General features: G+C 45.7%; 19 protein-coding genes and 3 tRNA genes. 20 read left to right on the top strand and 2 right to left on the bottom strand.

The window, feature by feature from the left end:
- The first annotated feature begins 8 nt into the window (after positions 1–8).
- The 6 genes from ACFQZR_RS23090 to sufB all read left to right on the top strand — a co-directional run bounded on the left by ACFQZR_RS23090 (position 9) and on the right by sufB (position 5,968).
- The gene (locus ACFQZR_RS23090) at positions 9–596 is read left to right on the top strand and encodes a DUF1802 family protein (protein WP_379350292.1); all 588 of its coding nucleotides are present in this window, start codon (positions 9–11) and stop codon (positions 594–596) included.
- Positions 597–783: 187 nt separating this feature from the next.
- Complete coding sequence (gene sufC, locus ACFQZR_RS23085; protein WP_018756123.1) at positions 784–1,566, top strand: Fe-S cluster assembly ATPase SufC; 783 nt, start codon at positions 784–786, stop codon at positions 1,564–1,566.
- Between the two features lie 31 nt (positions 1,567–1,597).
- The gene (gene sufD / locus ACFQZR_RS23080) at positions 1,598–2,902 is read left to right on the top strand and encodes a Fe-S cluster assembly protein SufD (RefSeq protein ID WP_379350289.1); all 1,305 of its coding nucleotides are present in this window, start codon (positions 1,598–1,600) and stop codon (positions 2,900–2,902) included.
- Positions 2,899–4,122 (top strand): cysteine desulfurase, encoded by a 1,224-nt coding sequence (locus ACFQZR_RS23075; protein ID WP_379350287.1) that lies wholly within the window; start codon positions 2,899–2,901, stop codon positions 4,120–4,122. Before sufD ends, ACFQZR_RS23075 begins: the two co-directional genes overlap by 4 nt.
- Positions 4,109–4,537 (top strand): Fe-S cluster assembly sulfur transfer protein SufU, encoded by a 429-nt coding sequence (gene sufU / locus ACFQZR_RS23070; RefSeq protein WP_018756120.1) that lies wholly within the window; start codon positions 4,109–4,111, stop codon positions 4,535–4,537. Before ACFQZR_RS23075 ends, sufU begins: the two co-directional genes overlap by 14 nt.
- Before the next feature lie 33 nt (positions 4,538–4,570).
- Positions 4,571–5,968, top strand: a complete 1,398-nt coding sequence (sufB, locus tag ACFQZR_RS23065; protein WP_379350284.1) for a Fe-S cluster assembly protein SufB — start codon at positions 4,571–4,573, stop codon at positions 5,966–5,968.
- Between the two features lie 75 nt (positions 5,969–6,043).
- On the opposite strand, the gene ACFQZR_RS23060 is transcribed toward sufB, so the two are convergent.
- Positions 6,044–7,096, bottom strand: coding sequence for an HD-GYP domain-containing protein (locus ACFQZR_RS23060; RefSeq protein ID WP_379350282.1), 1,053 nt, complete (start codon positions 7,094–7,096; stop codon positions 6,044–6,046).
- 548 nt (positions 7,097–7,644) lie between these two features.
- Here ACFQZR_RS23060 and ACFQZR_RS23055 point away from each other — a divergent pair.
- From ACFQZR_RS23055 to ACFQZR_RS23000, 12 genes are all read left to right on the top strand, one after another.
- The gene (locus ACFQZR_RS23055) at positions 7,645–9,090 is read left to right on the top strand and encodes a bifunctional metallophosphatase/5'-nucleotidase (RefSeq protein ID WP_379350280.1); all 1,446 of its coding nucleotides are present in this window, start codon (positions 7,645–7,647) and stop codon (positions 9,088–9,090) included.
- 134 nt (positions 9,091–9,224) lie between these two features.
- Positions 9,225–10,073 (top strand): undecaprenyl-diphosphate phosphatase, encoded by an 849-nt coding sequence (locus ACFQZR_RS23050; RefSeq protein WP_379350278.1) that lies wholly within the window; start codon positions 9,225–9,227, stop codon positions 10,071–10,073.
- Between the two features lie 130 nt (positions 10,074–10,203).
- Positions 10,204–11,298: an HD-GYP domain-containing protein gene (locus tag ACFQZR_RS23045; protein ID WP_379350276.1), complete on the top strand. Its 1,095-nt coding sequence runs from the start codon at positions 10,204–10,206 to the stop codon at positions 11,296–11,298.
- 58 nt (positions 11,299–11,356) lie between these two features.
- Positions 11,357–12,502 carry a radical SAM/CxCxxxxC motif protein YfkAB gene (yfkAB, locus tag ACFQZR_RS23040; RefSeq protein ID WP_379350274.1) on the top strand — a complete coding sequence of 382 codons (1,146 nt, stop codon included), beginning with the start codon at positions 11,357–11,359 and terminating at the stop codon, positions 12,500–12,502.
- Positions 12,503–12,530: 28 nt separating this feature from the next.
- Positions 12,531–13,862, top strand: a complete 1,332-nt coding sequence (locus ACFQZR_RS23035; protein ID WP_379350272.1) for a hemolysin family protein — start codon at positions 12,531–12,533, stop codon at positions 13,860–13,862.
- Complete coding sequence (gene ytvI, locus ACFQZR_RS23030; RefSeq protein WP_379350270.1) at positions 13,771–14,919, top strand: sporulation integral membrane protein YtvI; 1,149 nt, start codon at positions 13,771–13,773, stop codon at positions 14,917–14,919. Before ACFQZR_RS23035 ends, ytvI begins: the two co-directional genes overlap by 92 nt.
- A gap of 186 nt (positions 14,920–15,105) precedes the next feature.
- On the top strand, positions 15,106–15,336 hold the full coding sequence (locus ACFQZR_RS23025; protein WP_018756111.1) for a spore coat associated protein CotJA: 231 nt from the start codon (positions 15,106–15,108) through the stop codon (positions 15,334–15,336).
- Positions 15,333–15,629 (top strand): spore coat protein CotJB, encoded by a 297-nt coding sequence (locus ACFQZR_RS23020; protein ID WP_018756110.1) that lies wholly within the window; start codon positions 15,333–15,335, stop codon positions 15,627–15,629. Before ACFQZR_RS23025 ends, ACFQZR_RS23020 begins: the two co-directional genes overlap by 4 nt.
- A gap of 36 nt (positions 15,630–15,665) precedes the next feature.
- On the top strand, positions 15,666–16,235 hold the full coding sequence (locus ACFQZR_RS23015; protein ID WP_379350267.1) for a manganese catalase family protein: 570 nt from the start codon (positions 15,666–15,668) through the stop codon (positions 16,233–16,235).
- A 91-nt stretch (positions 16,236–16,326) separates the two neighbouring features.
- Positions 16,327–16,401, top strand: a tRNA-Glu gene (locus ACFQZR_RS23010).
- A gap of 13 nt (positions 16,402–16,414) precedes the next feature.
- Positions 16,415–16,489, top strand: a tRNA-Gly gene (locus tag ACFQZR_RS23005).
- A gap of 11 nt (positions 16,490–16,500) precedes the next feature.
- Positions 16,501–16,580, top strand: a tRNA-Leu gene (locus ACFQZR_RS23000).
- 108 nt (positions 16,581–16,688) lie between these two features.
- Here ACFQZR_RS23000 and ACFQZR_RS22995 read toward each other — a convergent pair.
- The gene (locus ACFQZR_RS22995; RefSeq protein WP_379350265.1) at positions 16,689–17,309 is read right to left on the bottom strand and encodes an NAD(P)-dependent oxidoreductase; all 621 of its coding nucleotides are present in this window, start codon (positions 17,307–17,309) and stop codon (positions 16,689–16,691) included.
- Between the two features lie 497 nt (positions 17,310–17,806).
- On the opposite strand from ACFQZR_RS22995, the gene ACFQZR_RS22990 reads away from it, so the two are divergent.
- Together ACFQZR_RS22990 and ACFQZR_RS22985 are read left to right on the top strand one after the other, a co-directional pair.
- Positions 17,807–19,552 (top strand): class I mannose-6-phosphate isomerase, encoded by a 1,746-nt coding sequence (locus ACFQZR_RS22990; protein WP_379350263.1) that lies wholly within the window; start codon positions 17,807–17,809, stop codon positions 19,550–19,552.
- Between the two features lie 38 nt (positions 19,553–19,590).
- Positions 19,591–20,346 (top strand): GntR family transcriptional regulator, encoded by a 756-nt coding sequence (locus ACFQZR_RS22985; protein ID WP_379350261.1) that lies wholly within the window; start codon positions 19,591–19,593, stop codon positions 20,344–20,346.
- The last annotated feature ends 204 nt before the right edge of the window (positions 20,347–20,550 follow it).

Here is a 20,550-nt window from a genome sequence, read left to right as displayed (position 1 = left end):
TTACTTACATGCAGAATAACGCACAACCCGTCGCATTAAAAGAGTGGGCCGTCGCCATAGAAGCTCTTGCGTCAGGGAAGCAAATCTTGCTGATGCGCAAAGGAGGAATTGTTGAAGAGACACGGCATTTTGAACTGAAGAGCCCGTCCTTTTATGTGTATCCTACTTATGAACATCAGCGCAGAGAGCTGCTGAAGGAAGCGAATCAATCCGATATCGATGTAACGCTAGCTGGATGGTCGAAGGATGATACAACGGTAACGCTTCGTTTGTATGCGGAGGTCATCGAAGATATCGAGATTCATGATCAAGAGACGCTGAATCGGCTTCGAGATTTCCATATTTGGACGGATCACTTTGCAGAAGAACGGCTGAAATGGAAGAAGAAGCTTCCGCTGCATGTCTTGCTCCTGCGTGTCTATAAGCTGGATCCGGGACTTTCGATTGAGATTGAAGAAGAATATCTAGGTTGTAAGTCATGGGTAAATCTGCCGACGCAGGTGACATCCATTGAGCGAAGTAAGCTCGTGCCCGTATTATCGGATGAAAAGTTTCAAGAGCAGGTTGAGTCGATTCGTAGAGCGCTAGAAGCGTGAACTGAGCCGTAATCTTACATGGACGGACAGGCTGCGCGCCCCAAAATCGGTTTCATTGCTTTCAAGATGAAAATAAAGTAAAATTACTGTTGATAATCAGTGAGAATCAATTTAGAATGATTATAAAGTAATATTTGTTTTGATGTTCAAAAAATAAACATAGATGCTCGAAGGGAGTTCCAAAAACATGGCAACACATTTTAAAATTGACGGTTTGAAGGCTGAGATCGAAGGAAAAGAGATTCTGAAAGGTCTTAGCTTAGAGATTAAAGGCGGCGAGATTCATGCGATCATGGGTCCGAACGGTACAGGTAAAAGTACATTAGCTTCCGCATTGATGGGGCATCCTAAATATGAAGTAACAGATGGCAGCGTAGAGCTTAACGGTGAAGACGTGCTTGAAATGGCAGTAGATGAGCGCGCTCGCGCAGGTCTATTCTTAGCGATGCAGTACCCAAGTGAAATCGCAGGTGTAACGAACTCCGACTTCTTGCGCAGTGCAATCAATGCTCGCCGCGAAGAAGGTAACGAGATCTCCTTGATCAAGTTCATTCGCCAAATGGAAGGTAAAATGAAAGAGCTTGAGATGAACCCTGAATTCGCACACCGTTACTTGAACGAAGGCTTCTCCGGCGGTGAGAAGAAACGTAACGAAATCCTCCAAATGTTGCTGCTTGATCCGAGCATTGTGATCCTTGATGAGATCGACTCCGGTCTTGACATCGATGCACTCAAAATCGTAGCAAACGGCGTGAACACGATGCGCAGTGAAGATCGTGGATTCTTGATTATTACGCACTACCAACGTCTACTTAACTACATCAAACCAGACTTCGTACACGTTATGATGCAAGGACGTATCGTGAAATCCGGCGGTCCTGAGCTTGCAGAGCGTCTCGAGAACGAAGGTTATGACTGGGTTAAAGAAGAGCTCGGCATTGTTGATGAAACGGTAGGTCAAGAAGCTTAATCGAAGAGCGAATAGAGGAGGAGTAAAGAAGATGACAACACAAACAATCCTTCCTATTGACCGTGAGACGTTAGCGGCGTTGTCGCAGAACAACAATGAGCCAGCTTGGTTGTCGGCGTTACGTTTGGAAGCTTTGGAGCTTGCAGGTCAATTGGAATTACCCATCGTAGAGAAACAAAAAATTAGCCGTTGGAATTTAGATACCTACGGAACATATACGAAATCCCCAGCGATTCAGTCGGTGAATGAATTGCCAGAATCCTTGCAAACTCTTGTGAAATTAGAAGAGAACAGCAGCGTTCTAGTACAGCGTAACTCGAGCGTTGTGTTTCAGCAATTATCTGCTGAGCTCGCAGCGAAAGGTGTTATTTTCACGGATTTGCAGACAGCGGTTGAGAAACATGCCGATTTAGTACAGAAATATCTATTCCAAGCTGTGAAGAAGGATGAGAATCGTCTTGCAGCATTGCACACAGCAATATGGAACGGCGGCGTATTCGTCTATGTGCCGAAGAATGTTGAAGTGGATTTGCCATTGCAAGCCGTATTGATGGCAGATGATGCGAATGCAACATTTGCACCGCATGTCCTACTTATCGCGGATTCGAACAGCCGCGTAACCTATGTTGATAATTACTTGTCGACAGACGCTGTTGGCGTAGATCAAGTCGTTCACAATGGCGTTGTTGAAGTATTTGTTAATGCTGGAGCTAACGTACGTTTTGCTTCCGTTCACCACTTGAATGCAACGAACGTGACATACCGCCGAGCTGTTGTAGAGAACGACGGACGCATTGAGTGGATTATCGGTGAGATGCACAATGGTAACGCGGTATCGGAGACGATGTCCGTTCTGAAAGGAAATGGCTCATCTTCGGATGCGAAAGTCATCTGTGCAGGAACGAATGACCAGAAGCTTAGCATTACGACGAAAGCCGTTCATTTCGGTAAAAGCTCTGACAGCCAAATGTTCACACGTGCGGTAATGCGCGATCAAGCTAGCGCGATCATCAACGGTATTACGAAAATTGAGAAGGGTTCAACAAAAGCGAATGGTGAGCAGACAGAGAAAGTTCTTATGCTTAGTCCGAAAGCTCGTGGGGACGCGAACCCGATTCTTCTCATTGATGAGGACGATGTAACGGCGGGTCATGCGGCTTCTGTTGGACAAGTAAATCCTGAGCAAGTCTACTACCTAATGTCACGCGGAATTTCGAAGCAAGATGCTGAACGCTTGATTATTCATGGATTCTTGGCTCCGGTTATTTCCGAGATCCCACTTGAGAATGTTCAAGAGCAACTTCGCAGCTTGATGGAAAGGAAGTTAGGACAATGAACAGTGCGCAAATTCGTAAGCTCTTCCCGATCTTAGACCAGGAAGTTAACGGACATCCACTCGTCTACCTCGATAGTGCGGCTTCATCACAGAAGCCCATCTCGGTCATTGAAGCGGTGAAGCAATACTATGAGCATGATAATGCCAATGTGCATCGCGGCGTTCATACGCTAGGATCTCGTGCCACAGACGCTTACGAAGGCGCGCGTGAAAAAGTGGCCCGATTCATTAACGCGAAGCGCTCGGAAGAGATCATATTTACGCGTGGAACGACCACTGCACTGAACCTAGTAGCGAGCTCATACGCTAGGCTCAACTGCCAAGAAGGTGACGAGATTGTGATTACCCCGATGGAACATCACAGTAATCTGATTCCTTGGCAGCAAGCAGCCAAAGCGACAGGAGCAATGCTCAAATATATTCCCTTGCAACCTGATGGTACGATTCTTCTCTCCGATGTCGAGCAGATCATTACGGATCGGACGAAGGTCGTCTCGATGACTTACGTATCCAATGTGCTCGGCGTTGTGAACCCGGTGAAACAAATTGCTGAAATCGCGCACCGCCACGGTGCGGTGATGGTCGTGGATGGCGCACAGAGTACGCCGCATATGAAGGTGGATGTGCAAGATCTGGATTGTGATTTCTATGCATTTTCAGGCCACAAGATGTGTGGTCCGACGGGAATCGGCGTATTATATGGGAAGAAGTCTCTTCTGAACAATATGGAACCGATCGAATTCGGCGGGGAAATGATTGATGAAGTCGGACTTTATGAATCCACGTGGAAAGAGATTCCTTACCGATTTGAAGGTGGCACACCAATCATTGCAAGTGCAGTAGGTCTTGGTGCTGCGATTGATTTCCTCGAAGAAATTGGTATGGATGAGATTGAACGACATGAGCATCAGCTCACGGCGTACGCGATGGATCGATTATCTGAAATTGAAGGGATTACGATTTATGGGCCGCAGAAGCGCGCGGGCCTTGTGACCTTCAATCTAGGCGACGTTCATCCACATGATGTTGCGACGGTGCTCGACGCGCAAGGAATCGCGATTCGTGCAGGCCACCACTGCTGTCAGCCGCTTATGAGGTGGCTGGAAGCAAGTTCTACAGCACGCGCGAGTCTTTATCTGTATAATACAGAGGAAGACGTAGACCGCTTAGTGAAGGGTCTAATCCAGACGAAGGAGTATTTTGGTTATGCAATTGGATGATTTATACCGCCGAGTCATTATGGACCATTATAAAAACCCGCGTAATCGTGGAACGTTCGACGAAGGCGCGGTAACGATTAACTTGAACAATCCGACTTGTGGCGACAAAATTTCGCTGCAGCTGCAGATGGATGGGGATGTCGTCAAGGCAGCTAAATTCTCTGGAGAGGGTTGCTCGATTAGCTTATCCTCCGCGTCAATGATGACGGAAGCTGTCAAAGGGAAGACGATCGAAGAAGCTTTGGAACTGGCAGATCGGTTCTCTGGCCTAATGAAAGGTGAAGCGGTCGAGTTCGAGGAGCTTGAAGATATCGAAGCGTTGTCTGGAGTTAACAAGTTTCCAGCACGTATCAAATGTGCAACTTTAGCGTGGAATGCCTTGCGTAAAGGGATTGAACACGATCATCAAGCATAGAACAATAATAAGGAAAAGGTAGGTGTATCTCGCATGGCAAAAAAAATGCCTGAAATGGAAGAATATAAATACGGCTTTCGTGATGAGCACAAAGCGGTTTTCCAAACTGGTAAAGGCTTAACAGAGGAAATCGTTCGTGAAATTTCGAAAATTAAAAATGAGCCGGAATGGATGTTAGACTTCCGTCTTAAATCGTTGAAACAGTTCGAGAAGATGGCTATGCCAAAATGGGGCGGAGATCTGGATGACCTAGATTTCAATGACATCCAGTATTATGTTCGTCCTTCGGAGAAGCAAGGGAAGACATGGGAAGAGGTTCCTACAGAAATCAAAGAAACCTTCGATAAGCTAGGTATTCCAGAGGCGGAACAAAAGTTCCTAGCAGGGGTATCTGCACAGTACGAATCCGAGGTTGTCTACCACAGCATGCAGAAGGATCTTGAAGATCAAGGCGTTATCTTCATGGATACGGACACAGCACTTCGCGAGCATCCAGAGATCTTCAAAGAATACTTTGCTACAGTTATTCCGGCAGCAGACAATAAGTTCGCTGCATTGAACAGTGCGGTATGGTCCGGCGGAAGCTTCATTTATGTTCCAAAAGGCGTAAAATGTGAGATTCCATTACAAGCATATTTCCGGATTAACTCCGAAAATATGGGACAATTCGAACGTACATTGATCATTGCGGATGAAGACAGCTTCGTACATTATGTCGAAGGCTGTACAGCTCCGATCTATAGCACAAACTCGTTGCATAGTGCGGTTGTTGAGATCGTATGCCGTAAGAACGCACGCGTTCGTTACACGACAATCCAGAACTGGGCACCGAACATCTACAATCTCGTTACGAAACGTGCGGTTGCAGAAGAGAATGCGACGATGGAATGGGTTGACGGGAATATCGGTTCCAAGTTAACGATGAAATACCCTGCGGTAATTTTGAAAGGCCGTGGCGCGAAAGGTAGTGTTCTATCGATCGCAGTTGCTGGTAAAGGCCAACATCAGGATGCAGGGGCAAAAATGATTCACCTTGCGCCGGATACAACTTCAACAATCGTATCGAAATCGATCAGTAAGCATGGCGGTAAAGTAACTTACCGTGGTCTTGCATCCTTCGGTCGTAATTCGGAGGGCTCCAAAGCGAACATCAAGTGCGATACGCTGATCTTGGATAACGAGTCGACTTCAGATACAATTCCATACAATGAAATTATGAATGATAACATCACGCTGGAGCATGAGGCAACGGTATCCAAAGTATCGGAAGACCAATTGTTCTACTTGATGAGCCGTGGTCTAAGCGAGTCAGAAGCGACACAGATGATCGTTATGGGCTTCATCGAGCCATTCACGAAAGAATTGCCAATGGAATATGCGGTAGAGATGAACCGTCTGATCAAGTTCGAGATGGAAGGTTCCATCGGTTAATATCACAAAATAAAAGCCGTCCTTCATTTGAAGGACGGCTTATTTATTAAGATTTATAGGTTTTGTGGGGTAGTCTCACATATAAATTTCGGTAATCTCTAAGGAATGATCCATCGATAAATCAACGAAGCGATCATTTAAATGAATGAGCGGTCGGAAATAATCGGAGTTGTTCGTCATAACGATCTTGCCGGTCTCTCCGGAATTTAGTAAGACGTTCTTGCCGATGAAGTTCGGAATCATATGCGAGATGAAGATATGCGTAATCGTAGGGTCCAGCTTCGTGAAGCTCATCTCATGAAGTTCCTTCAAGACGGACATGAGATCTCGCTTCTGCTGATAAATTCGATCTGTAATCATCGCACAATAGACATCCGCAATACCGACAATTTTCGAATAAGGATGAATATTAGATCCTAGCAAGTGGTAAGGATAACCGCTTCCATCCATTCGTTCATGATGCTGTAGTGCTACGATGGCAATAGAGTATGGATAGATGGAATTCCGAATAATCTCATAACCATGGATCGTATGTTGTGTCATCATTCGATATTCGTAATCGTTTAATCGACCCGGTTTATATAAGATAGCATCATCAATACGACACTTGCCGATATCGTGCAGATAACCAGCCTTACCGATCAGCTGGGCTTCTTCTTCGGCATATCCCATCCAAGTGGCAATAAAATAGGATAGGAGACCGACTTGAATGGAGTGCTGTAAGGTATAGTCATTCTTGCCGTTCAGCATGAGCAGCAAATTCACGACATCGCGTTGATCCTTAATTTCGTTCGTTAGTGGAATGAACGTATCTTGGACAATCTCGTCATTAATGTACCCATTCTCAAGTGCCTCTTCGAATAAGGTGCTAGTTCCTAAGATCGAATGATCAAAGAGAGGTTTGATCGACTGCAAGGAATCTACAGTAAGCGTATTTAATAAGGGTGTCGCTGGTTCGACAGGTTCACTCGGTTCAACATCTACATATTCAACTTGATGTAAGATTAATTTAGAGATTTCTTGGGAACTTAGAACAGTTCCGCGCGACAGAACATGGAGTCCGTAGGAATTAAACGTATCGTTCTTTAGTCGATCTCCGATGCCTAAATCCATGACATGCACTCGCATGGGGGTGCCCACCTTTTTCACATTATGAGGTATGGTTTTACTAGAAAAAAACATTAAGTTCATCATATCACAAATGAAAAAAATGACAATAAATGAGCCTTTTTGTCGATGAAAACACGACTTTAGTACTAAGGCTTTGGTAGTGGATTATTTTTCGTTTTTGATAGAATCATTATTCGGCTGGGTTCCCTAGACCTAATCGAAGTTCTCCTAATACAGAACTGTCTTCCCATATTTTTGTTTTTCCAATAGGGAGGATTGCTTGAGTTATCGGGTAGAAGACCGACTTGCGCTTCCAATCTCGTTGTGTTCAATGCAGGGGAGTGCTCGCGGCGCAGCGTCAAAATGGAGTGGGTACATCATGGGCTTTTTAGGAATATCACCCGTATCATAATGCGCTGGATAATGGTATGCTATGACTTGGGCGTAAATGTAAAATGATTGGAAGATTTACCCCTTTCGATAAAGAGATTAATACGATGCTGGTGGCGAAGTTGATCGACACGAGGGATAGAGTACATAATAATAGACGGGCTTAAGGAGAGTTTATGGATAAAGAAAGACGTAGCTTTGTGCTGTTCCATTCTAATGATATTCATAGTCATCTGGAGCAAGCGGCTAAAATCGCAACGGTCATTGATCTGGAGCGTGAAAAGCGAGCCTCTGATGAAATGCTTATTCTAGACATCGGTGATCATATGGATCGAATGCGTGTGGAGACCGAGGGGAGTATCGGAGCTGTCAATGTTCATATTTTGAACCACATCGGTTATGAAGCGATTGTGCTAGGCAATAATGAAGGATTAACTTATACCCCCGAGCAGATGGAGCAGGTATATACGGATCAAGCAACCTTTCGGATTATTGGCAGCAATATTCGGGAAATGGCAAGTGGAGAAGTTCCGGCATGGATGGTCCCGTATGAAATTCTGCATAAAGGCGATTTGCGCATTGGTCTAATCGGCGTCACTGCCGCGTTTACAGACTTTTATGAGCTGCTCGGCTGGCATGTGCTGCAGCCCTACGATGTCATCGCGGAGTTAACGGCCGAACTGCGTCAGCAAGTCGATGTGCTCATCGTCATGTCGCATCTTGGGATTAAGCATGATCGAGCAATAGCCGAACGGATCCCTGGAATCGATCTGATTCTTGGCGGGCACACGCATCACCTGTTCGAGGAAGCTGAGAAAATTGGAGATACCTATATCTGTGCCGCCGGGAAATTTGGTTCCCATCTAGGACGAATTGAACTAGAGTTCAATTCGGATTCAAGACGTTATGATGTCACGCGTGCCGTAGCGATCTCACTAGAGGAGGTTCCGCCAGACCCTGGGATTCTGTCCATCATTGATCAATACGGTGCGATAGCAAGGCAGAACCTGAGCAAGGTCGTAGCGAGGTTGGACCATATGCTGACGATCTCGGAGGAAAAGGAATCACCACTTGCGAACTTGCTGGCTGCAGCGCTTAAGGCATGGACAGGTGCAGGGATTGGCCTCACGAATACCGGGCAATTGCTGGATGCGCTTGAAGCTGGGGATATCACCCTTGAAATGCTGCACCGCATATGTCCATCGCCAATTAATCCTTGTGTCCTGAATCTTACGGGGGCGCAATTACTGCAATCCCTAGAAGAGTCGCTTCTTCCAGAATTTCAGCAGCGGGCTATTCGCGGGTTCGGATTTCGAGGCCGAGTACTAGGGACAATCGCTGTGGATGGTCTAGAGATTTATTACGATGTAGAGCAGCCACCGTATGAACGGATTCAGGAAGTTATTGTTACCGGGACAGGGGACCGACTTCAGAAGGAGGAAGTCTATCAAGTAGCAACACTTGATATGTTCACTTTTGGCGTCGGATATATGGCGCTGAAGGAAGGGATCGATAGACGATATTATCTTCCGGAGTTCATCCGGGATCTGCTGGCTTGGGCATTATGTCAGGAATCGTTGCTCTCTACTTGTCCAACCGAGCACTGGCATTTGTTAAAATAGAGGGAATGATAAGTTACACACATCTTTATATATATTTCTCGCATTAACGCATACCGTCCTCGAAAGGACGCCGGAGGCGTTAATGCTTGAATATGGAATAATAATATAATAAGAAAAGAGGAGTACGAACCATTATGGATTCCATTTTAGTAGCGATTATTCTCGGGATTGTCGAGGGTCTGACAGAATTTATTCCTGTCTCATCCACAGGTCACATGATTCTAACCGACAAACTTATTCATCCCAATGTGCCGCGTGACATTCTAAGTTCGTTCGAGGTCATTATTCAGCTTGCTGCGATCCTTGCCATTGCAATTGTCTACCGCGAGCGTCTTTACCGACTTTTCGGATTGAAAAAAGCAGCTGCAATGCCATCCACTTCGACGGCTGGAGGGCGTGTGCGTAAATCACAATTAAACTTAATGCACGTCTTTCTCGGGATTGCCCCCGCGTTAATTACCGCTTTTTTCTTGAAAGACTATATCAAGAGTAAGTTCGATTCTTCGACTACAGTCTTATGGGCACTGGTTGTTGGTGCGTTGTTCCTCTTATTCGCAGAGTTCTTCTCGCGCAGTCGTGTGAAAATTACGGCGAAAGACATGGATGACATGACGTACAAGCAAGCTTTCCTCATCGGTATCTATCAGATCTTGTCCGTTGTATGGCCTGGATTTAGCCGTTCGGGTTCGACGATGGCCGGAGGGATGTTAAGCGGTCTCAGCTACAAAGCAGCAGCCGATTTCTCCTTCTTAATGGCGATTCCGATTATGTGTGCGGCCTCAGGATATGAGCTGCTAAAGAATTATGAGGTGATTCTTAACGGTGACTGGATGTTCTTCCTCGTCGGGTTTATTGTCTCTTTCGTTGTTGCTTATATCGTCGTCGTCGTTTTCTTGAAATATATTCAGAAGATTCAACTGCGTCACTTTGCTTATTATCGTCTCATCGTTGCATTCTTGTTCTGGTTCTTTATCCTGCGTTAATAAGCGAAAAATCATCTAGGCAATATGATCTAAATTGTAGAACTGATGCTGTAAATATGTCATAATAGGATGGTTAATCATTTTTCATAATCGTTGATATGAATCTTTAAACAGATCAGAGGTTTTTAATTTGCGACTAATGCCTATCCAATTTTGTCAGCCAGGCATGAAGCTTGGGAAGAAGATATATAACGAAGATGGACTCGTTCTCTTATCTGAGCATATCGAGTTGACTCCGTCGATGATCCTGCGGCTAGAGCAACTCGGGCTCCGATACTTGTACATAGAAGACGCAAGAACAGACGATATTCTCATTCCTGAATTAATCTCAGAAGAGACCAAGCGGGAATCGATGTATGAAATTCGTAAGAACTTTCGTGAATTAATGAATCAACCTTTTTCGGAGAAGCAATCGGCATACCCGAGTCTCGGGAAAAATTTTCGCAAAGTCATTACGAATCTGATCGATGATCTGAGCAGTCATGAGGATGCCATGATCATGCTGTCGGATATCAATTCAACGGACTTTTACTTATATCGTCATTCTTTGAACGTGTGCATTTATACGGTAATGATGGCGCTGTCGAAAGGCTACAATTCGGAAGAGCTAAATACAATTGCGCTCGGAGCGCTGCTGCACGATATTGGGAAAACACAAATCCCGATGGAAGTGCTCTTGAAGCCGGATAAATTAACGGATGAGGAATATCGCATTATTCAGCAGCATACTGAATTAGGGTATCGCATTCTGAAAGATGAAGCGAATATTCCGTTGCTCGCAGCCCACTGCGCATTTCAACATCATGAGCGAATTGACGGGACAGGATACCCGCGTGGCATTAGAGGCGTAGAGATTCATGAGTATTCCAAAATGATCGGCATTGTCGATTCGTATGATGCGATGACAAGTCATCGGATATATCGGTCTGCGATGATGCCGCATCAAGCATTAGAAATTCTCTACACAGGATCAGGTACGCTCTATGAGCAGGGGATGCTCGAACTGTTCCGGGATCGGATCGCCATCTATCCGATTGGCGTCACGGTCAAATTGAATACAGGTGCGATCGGCGTCGTCGTTGATTTGAATTCAACATCACCGCAGCGACCGATCATCCGGATTCTGTATGATGAAGATGGACAGGAGCTTAGCTCGATTTATGACATTGATTTGTCCGTGAAACTCAATTTAATGATCGTTGCTGTTTTAACGGGCGGAGTATAAAACCTGGACATTGGACCAGGTTTTTTTAGATCAATACGAAGTGTAGGGGGATTTAGACATGCAATCAAGAAGCATTTTATCATCAGAAAGAGCAAGTACACTGCCAGTATTATCACCGGCATATGACCCTTGGGATCCCATTCGGTCACTTGAGCAATACGACAAACATGTATTGACGAGTGTTGAATTTACGATAACGAATTTATGCAATATGCGTTGTGAACACTGTGCAGTAGGCGATTCGTTAACGGTCATTGAACCGGACAAAATTCCGCTTACCAAGCTGCTCAAAGCATTGGATGAAGTTGAGCATTTGGAGACGATAAGTATTACAGGCGGTGAGCCGACCTTCCATAAGAAGACGGTGCAGGATTACATGGTGCCGCTCTTGAAATATGCACGTGATCGCGGGGTTCGATCACAGATTAACTCGAATTTAACGTTAGACTATGATCGCTATGCAGTGCTCGCACCCTATCTGGACGTGATGCACATTTCTTTTAACTATGTGAGCCCGGAAGACTTCCATGAAGTGGGCTTCAAGCACGCGGGGCATTCCGTAAGCCTCGAGGCGGCAACGAAGTTATATGACCGGATGATTGAGAATACGCGTCGACTTAGCCGTGAAGGGATGTTCATCTCCGCAGAGTCGATGATTAATTATCGTACCCATCACAAAATTACTGAGATTCATGAGCTGATTCGTGAGATGGGCTGTCTCCGTCATGAAGTGCATCCGATGTACCCTTCCGCATTTGCAGCGGATCTCCCTGTTCTGTCGCAAGCTGAAATGCGCACTGCGATTCATCGCCTGCTAGATACACGCGATCAGAACATGTGGATGCTGTTCGGGACACTACCGTTCTACGCATGTAATGATAACGAAGAAGATCAGACGCTGCTGCGTCGTCTTAGAACGGAACCGAATGTTACGCTTCGGAACGATCCGGATGGACGTAACCGTGTGAACTTGAATGCTTTTACAGGCGACGTGTTTGTGACTGATTTTGCAGATATCCCTCCATTTGGTAATATGGAGAAAGAGAAGCTGGATGATATCTTCAACCGCTGGTTGCATGAACATCCACTGAATCAACGCATCAACTGTCATTGTAGTGCTGCAAAATGCTGTGGTCCGAATTTATTGGTCGCAGATATGTATTATAAGAATGTAGATTTCAAGTCAAGAAAAGCAATCATCTAGATTCGCTACCGTGAAGAGGAGTTAGAGTATGACCCATTTTGAGCCTGGCGCCATTTTCCTTCATATCCTGCTTGTATTGGTACTCGTCTTATTGAATGGATTTTTTGTTGCGGCAGAATTCGCACTTGTCAAAGTGAGACAGACTCGTTTGACGCAGTTAGCGAATGAAGGTAACCGTCGAGCTCATTTTGCCCTGAAAGTGAACCATCGCCTAGATACCTATCTTTCTGCGACACAGCTTGGAATTACACTTGCCTCTCTCGCGCTCGGTTGGGTGGGTGAGCCTGCCATTTCCCATTTGATCGTAGAACCGCTGCTTGCGAAGCTTGGCGTGGCTGATCCGACAATTACGCAGACGATTAGCTTCGTCGCTGCATTTTCTGTCATCACCTTCCTACATATCGTACTCGGCGAACTCGCGCCGAAGACACTGGCCATTCAGAAGGCAGAAGCTGCATCATTATGGTTGTCTGGACCGCTGTTATTGTTCTATAAGGTGTTCATGCCTGCAATATGGCTGTTGAATGCGGCAGCGAATGGCTTCTTGAAGCTCTTTGGGCTGCAGCCCGCAGCCGAGTATGAACTCGCGCATACGGAAGAAGAAATTCGCATCCTTGTGAGCCAGAGCGCGCAGAGCGGGTTTATTGATAAAGATGAAATGAAGCTTATGGACAATATTTTCGATTTCTCTGACCGATTGGCTCGTGAAGTGATGCTTCCGCGCATAGATATGGAATGCCTCTATACGACCCATTCGATTGAGCAGAATATGGAGATCGTCTTTGAGACAAAGCATACGCGGTATCCGGTGGCCGTAGAAGATAAAGATCAGATTATTGGATTCATTCATATCTCTGATCTCTTCATTACGCCTCCGCAATCCGTAGAAGCGATGCAAGCGCTGGTAAGGCCGATTCTGAACGTCCCAGAATCGATGGAAGTTAGTCATGTCCTTCGTCTCATGCAGAAGAAACGCGCGCAGATTGCGCTTGTTGTAGACGAATACGGCGGAACCGCTGGCATGCTGACGACTGAAGAGATTCTTGAAGAGATCGTCGGCGAGATTCGCGATGAGTTCGATGAGGATGAGCGGCCAAATGTCGAGACGACGGATGGCATTATCTCGGTGGATGGCCGGATGCTGCTTGAAGATGTGAATGCGATGCTCGGCGTTACGATTGAGGATGACGAGGTAGATTCCATCGGCGGATGGTTGTTCAAGCAGCTAGAAGGAAATGTTGCGGAAGGCAAGAAGATTCTGATCGACGATGTCTGGTTCGAAGTGGCGGAAGTCGAACGATTGCGGATTGTTCGAATACACATTTATAGGCAAAAGGGAGGACAAGATCCAGTCGCGTGAGAAAGGAGATAAACGAGGAACGATGCAGATCAAACAATTGATATTAATTTTGCTGGGCCTTGCTTTTCTGTATGGATTGTTCACGGTAGGAGCGCCGTTCTTGCTCGCCTTTATTTGCGCCATGCTATTGGAACCGATCAATGGCTTGCTGATGCGTAATTTAAAAATAAAGCGGATCGTGGCATCTTCTATCACCTGTACGTTGTTCATGCTCATCTTTTTGGTGACGATTTATCTCCTCGGGCTTCAAGTATTAGAACAGACGATGAACTTCCTTTCGAATGCACCAGCATATTTCGAAGGGGTTCAGGCCTATATTCTCAAATTGATCGAACAGGGGCAGGGATTTCTGGATACCATGTCACCGGATATCGCGAACCGTGTCATCGGGATGTTATCGAATTTAACGGATTCCATTAGCGGTGTAGTGAATAAGTTATCGCAGATTCTCTTGTCCTTTGCTTCAGGCATTCCAGGCTTATTCTTCTTCTTCCTATTCTTTATCGTCGCGGTATACCTGTTCTGCTTCAACATGGACACTATGCGTAGATCCATGCTGACGTTATTCGAAGAACGCTCTCGCGACCAAGTGAATGAGGTGCTGAATAGTCTTAAGAATTCGGTGTTTGGATTTATTCGTGCACAAATTATTTTTAGTATGTTTACTTATATCATGACGCTGATCGGTTTGTTAATTCTTGGTATTAAATATCCGCTTGCGATTGCACTCCTCGTGACAATTGTCGATATTCTCCCGATACTTGGGGTTGGTTCGGCACTGGTTCCGTGGGCAGTATATTGTCTGCTGACGGGGAATATTTTCACAGGGATCGGGCTCATCGTCTTGTTCCTCGTGATTACGGTATTGCGCCGTATTATTGAACCGAAAATTCTTGGGGATGCGGTGGGGATCGGTTCCTTATCGGCCCTGATCAGTCTCTATGTCGGGATGCAGCTAGTAGGAGCGATTGGGTTATTTCTGGGACCACTGGTCGTTATTGTCTATTCAGCGATGCGCAAGGCAGGATTGTTCCAGATCAAGATTAAATTTGAATAATGTGATTCGGATACGCATCAGAAGTATGAGCGAACCCGCCTAAGTATAAGCTTGGGCGGTTTTTTTTGTATATATTTAGAATCACGTTGCACCTAAAACTTCACTTTGTGGGATTATTTCTGGTTCACATCCCTAGGCGAACGACATATGTTAGGAGAGTAAGTCGAAGATGAAGGAGGGTTTGATATGAACGATCAAGTCCGCGTCTGGTACCCCTTTATTGGTCCGAACAATCCGTGTCCACCCATTCGGGTGAAGACATATGTCGTGCCTCCGAATCAGTATATTCAATTTCAACCGCTCGATCTACCGCAGTTCACACCGCAGGAAGCTTTGAGATATGGAACACTATGGCCGGCATTATTCAGTCCCTATGAACCAACGAGAGGGTCAGAAGGAGGGGAATCGACGTCATGAGTGATAAAATGAACGCAAATGCGAACACGAATACCAAGCCGATCGATGATGAGTATTACAAGCTGCTGCATGAGCTGCAGGCGGTTGATTTTGTGCTGCTCGAGTTGGCGTTGTTCCTGAACACGCATCCGAATGATATGAAATCCATCCAACAGTTCAACCAGGGGGTTGAACAACGCCAGAAGCTTGCGTATCAATACGAGCTGAATTACGGACCGCTCTTGCAGTATGGTCACAGTTATTCAAGGTTCCCGTGGCAATGGATCGAGACGCCATGGCCGTGGCAGGTGTAACGCGGATTTACGATTCGAAGGGAGGCTAACAACGATATGTGGTTGTACGAGAAGAAGTTGCAATACCCGGTGAAAGTGAGCAAATGCGATCCCCGTATGGCGAAGCTGCTGCTGGAACAATACGGAGGTGCAGACGGCGAGCTCGCAGCGGCCTTACGATACTTAAATCAACGTTATTCGATCCCTGACAAGGTGATTGGCCTACTTACTGATATCGGTACAGAAGAATTCGCTCACTTAGAAATGATCGCCACGATGGTCTACAAGCTGACCAAAGATGCGACGGTAGAGATGATGAAGGAGGCCGGGCTTTCAGAGATGTATGCGCAGCATGACCGTGCGTTATTCTACAGCAATTCGTCAGGCGTTCCATTCACAGCAGCCTACATCCAAGCAAAAGGCGATCCATTGGCTGACCTATACGAGGACATCGCAGCGGAAGAGAAAGCACGTGCGACCTATCAATGGCTTATTGATCTAACGGATGATGTCGATCTGCAGGATAGCTTGAAATTCCTTCGAGAGCGCGAGATCATCCATTCCCTTCGCTTCCGCGAAGCTGTCGAGATTATTAAAGCAGATTGGAATACGAAACGGGTATTTTAAGATAAAATATTTGTAAAAAAATACCTCTAGTCAAGCCGTATAACTTATGATAAAGTAAATAACTGTCCGGTAAATAAGGAATTGATATGAAGGCCCGTTGGTCAAGGGGTTAAGACACCTCCCTTTCACGGAGGTAACAGGGGTTCGAATCCCCTACGGGTCACCATTTTTAACAACATGCGGACGTGGCTCAGCGGTAGAGCATCGCCTTGCCAAGGCGAGGGTCGCGGGTTCGATTCCCGTCGTCCGCTCCATAACTTCATAAGCCGGTGTGGCGGAATTGGCAGACGCGCGCGACTCAAAATCGTGAGGGAAACCGTGGGGGTTCGAGTCCCTTCACCGGCATTGTAACGAAGAGTTCATCAGGATATCCTGATGAACTCTTCGTTTTTATTTTTAAGGCATTCGTTCATGTCTTGCGCCCTTCGGCAGACGCATTCCTACGAAAATAGATTAGTAAGCAATACCCACACGTGATTTTATATAATCATTACTGTTTATTTGCTGATATGTAAATTCGGCTGTGTCCGGCACTGAAATTTGAATGCCACCCTCTGGCAAAAAATCACGTTCAACGCGGTATTTCCCCACACGTTCTCCATCAGGTAAATACGTAGGACAGACAATTGTCCAATCGTGTGTCGATCGTCTGAGGATATCATACATTTTATGATGTTCTTGGGCTGCACGAGTGGAGTTGCGTTTAGACTCGCTCGACTGATAACGCAGTACATGAGGTGAGGTACGGCTTTGCAGGATACCAGCAGTTCCTACAGTAATGATTCGTTTTATCCCCTCGTGTTCCATTGCTTCCATAATGAGCGGCATACTTTCTGATAACGTATTTGTACCATCTGTATTCAGTGCACTAATGACCACGTCAGTTCCTGAAATGGCGTTAAGGAGATCGTACTTATTTAATACGTCACCTTGAATAATAGTTAAATTTCCGTTCTTAACTTGAAGCTTCTCTGGCATGCGAACTAGCGCTTTAACATAATGGTTGTCATGAAGAGCATGAGAGACAATATGGCCTCCCACTCGCCCCGTTGCTCCCAAAATTAAAATGTTCATAGAGTACCTCCCTAATGCTGTCAGGAAAATCGTGTTTTAAACGCCGCCAACAGCGCATTTCCCATTGCAATTACCCCATTTTACAGTGAAGTCGCACATGAGGGAAGTACAAGATCACAAACTCATTCCTGAAAGTTATGGATTGCATAAATTCGCTTCGGTTCACCCGCCATGACGGCGAGAGGATTAGGGCCAAAAGAAATGAAAGAAATTGCGCATCTTATTGTATTGGCATTTAAAAATCCCAATAGCCTAACGATTAAAGAACAGATATTGGGAAGTGTACGTGAGATTACATCTCAATTTCCTTTATATGAAGGACGGCATTAAACAAAGAGGATGATATCTGCTCGCAAGTGCGCGGATATCATCTTTTTCGTTGTTGTATTGCTTATATGTTGCGCCTGTGTTAGGCTATGGTCATATTAAGTTATAATGTTATAACATTATAACAAATATACAAACAAAACATATGATTCGGAGTGGAGGAAGAACAGATGTCTAATTATGATAAGTTTCCAGAGGTTCGGGTTAAGGGGAAAGATTCAAGCGCATGGAAAGGCTATGATTCAATTGTTGCTGAACTAAATACCACATTGAATAAGCTGGGTAAGCGAACGGTATTGGTCATTGATTGTTATCCCGGTGTTCGATATGAAGAGATTCTAGAGCAAATGATCAAGCCGCTGAACGCGGATCTTGTGATTCATTCTGATGACTTAGCCTATTCCGGTGATGAGATTACAGCAATGATCGAGCGTAATCTAACGGATGATCGCGTATTCGGTGTCATGTCATGCCACCAGCTGCATGAATTTTATGATCAAGCCAAAATAGCTGAAGCCAAAAACAAAATAAATGGTGTTAACCAAGGATTAATCGTGATCTATGGTGTGGGTGCTTCGCTCGTCTACCAGCCGGATCTGCTCGTATATTTGGACCTCGCACGTTGGGAGATTCAACAGCGATACCGCTCCAAGGAGATGGGGAACTGGAAGGTTGATAATCATAACGAAGATATATTGCGCAAATATAAACGAGGTTATTTCGTCGAGTGGCGTATTGCCGATCGACATAAGAAACGGTTATACCAACAAATCGATTATCTCGTAGACACGAATGTGTTGAATCAACCCAAAATGGTTACCGGGGAAGCCTTTTTGGCAGGTCTTGCAGAAGCTAGTCGTCGTCCGTTCCGCGTTGTGCCGTATTTTGATGCCGGCGTATGGGGCGGTCAATGGATGAAAGAAGTCTGTGATCTTGACCGAGATCAGATCAATTTTGCTTGGAGTTTCGACGGGGTGCCGGAGGAGAACAGCTTGTATCTCACGTATGGCGACGTTCGAATTGAAGTGCCATCGATTAACTTGGTGTTCAGACATCCGGCCGAAATTCTAGGCGATAAGGTACATGCTCGCTTCGGAACGGAATTCCCAATTCGGTTCGATTTCCTCGATACGATGGGCGGCCAGAATCTAAGTCTCCAGGTGCATCCATTAACGGAGTACATTCAAGAGAGCTTCGGCATGCATTATACGCAGGATGAGAGCTATTATATTCTAGATGCGAAGGATCAAGGGCTTGTGTATTTGGGAGTCAAAGAAGGTATTGAGCCCGAAGGAATGATGGAAGATCTGCGTAGAGCAGAACGCGGCGAGATCTCTTTCCCGGACGACAAATACATTAATACTTACATCGCGAAAAAACACGATCATTACCTGATCCCTGCGGGTACGATTCACTGCTCGGGGGAAAATACGATGATCCTCGAGATCAGTGCAACACCTTATATCTTTACCTTCAAGTTGTGGGATTGGGACCGTCTCGGCTTGGATGGGCGTCCTCGCCCGGTTCATATCGATCACGGGGAGAAGGTTATTCAGTGGAACCGGGATACGGAGTGGGTGGAATCGAATTTAATCAATCGAATCGAGAAGATTGCTGAGGGCGATGGTTGGATCGAAGAAAGAACAGGGCTGCATGATCGCCAATTTATCGAGACGAGAAGACATTGGTTCTCCAAGACCGTATTGCATGACACCCATGAGAGCGTGAATGTGCTAAACTTGGTGGAGGGGGAAGAAGCTATCGTCGAAAGTCCCTCCCATGCATTCGAACCGTTCATTATTCACTATGCAGAGACGTTTTTCATTCCAGCATCGGTCAAAACGTACACGATTCGTCCGCATGGCCCATCGGTTGGCAAGACGATCGCAACGATAAAAGCATTTGTAAGAGCATAACGGACTCGATATTTAGATAGGATGAAGGGGGAATGTCAATGGCCTTTGAGTTAGACCAGAGCAAGGAGGCATTGCCTCTATATATTCAAATCAAACAGGACCTCAAATCAAAGATTCTGAATGGAACGTGGAGTGAGGGAGATAAGATCCCGAATGAGCTTGATTTGTGTGAGCTGTACGATGTAAGCAGAACAACGGTAAGGGATGCGCTGAACGAGCTGGTATGGGAAGAGTATCTTATTCGGCGAAGAGCCAAAGGGACGTATGTCCTTGGCGTTCCAGGACAGCGGCAGGATTCGGATGTCTATGAAACCCATTTTCGGAGTTTTACGCATCAGATGAAAGAAATGGGCAAGGAAGCGGGGACCTTAAAGGCAGAAGTGATGCGTACTCCAGCGAGTGCATTTATCGCGGAGCAGCTTGGTGTCCAAGAGGGTGAGCTTATCTATGAAATCCAGCGCGTCAGAGGCGTAGGGGATACAGCCATCGTATTTTTCAAGACGTATATCCACGTTCCGATCGAGCTCTCGCTGAAGCCAGAGGACTATTACGGATCGTTGTATCAGATGCTGCTGGGCCTTGGGATCAAGGTTAAGAAAGTGCAGGAGTACCTTGAAGCCGTGAATCCAAGTGAAAGCTTGCAGCAAATCCTGAATATCGAACCGAACCAACCGATTCTCAAACGCGTGCGCAGCACGTTCAATGAACAGAAGCATTTCTCGGAGTATACGGAATGTTACTACATTGGGGAGCGTTATCGCTATTATCTGGAGTTTGATCAAATATCAAAGTAGCAGCATTTACGATAAGGGGCTGTTCCATAGGTCATGAAGTATGACCAAAGGAACAGCCCTTTTTTCTGTTCACAGGCTGTACTCACGGAAATCACTGTGCCGAATATCATTTTTAGACGAAGGAATCAGCGATTTAGCAGTAGGATTACTTTTTTCCAACGGATGAGTGACCTTTCAGGGTCAAATCCCATAGACTGTTGATAC

Source organism: Paenibacillus sp. GCM10027629 (assembly GCF_042676425.1).
Classification (GTDB): Bacteria; Bacillota; Bacilli; order Paenibacillales; family Paenibacillaceae; genus Paenibacillus_K; species Paenibacillus_K terrigena.
The sequence above is the reverse complement of the archived record's forward strand: the minus strand, read 5'-3'. Positions and strand labels throughout refer to the sequence as shown.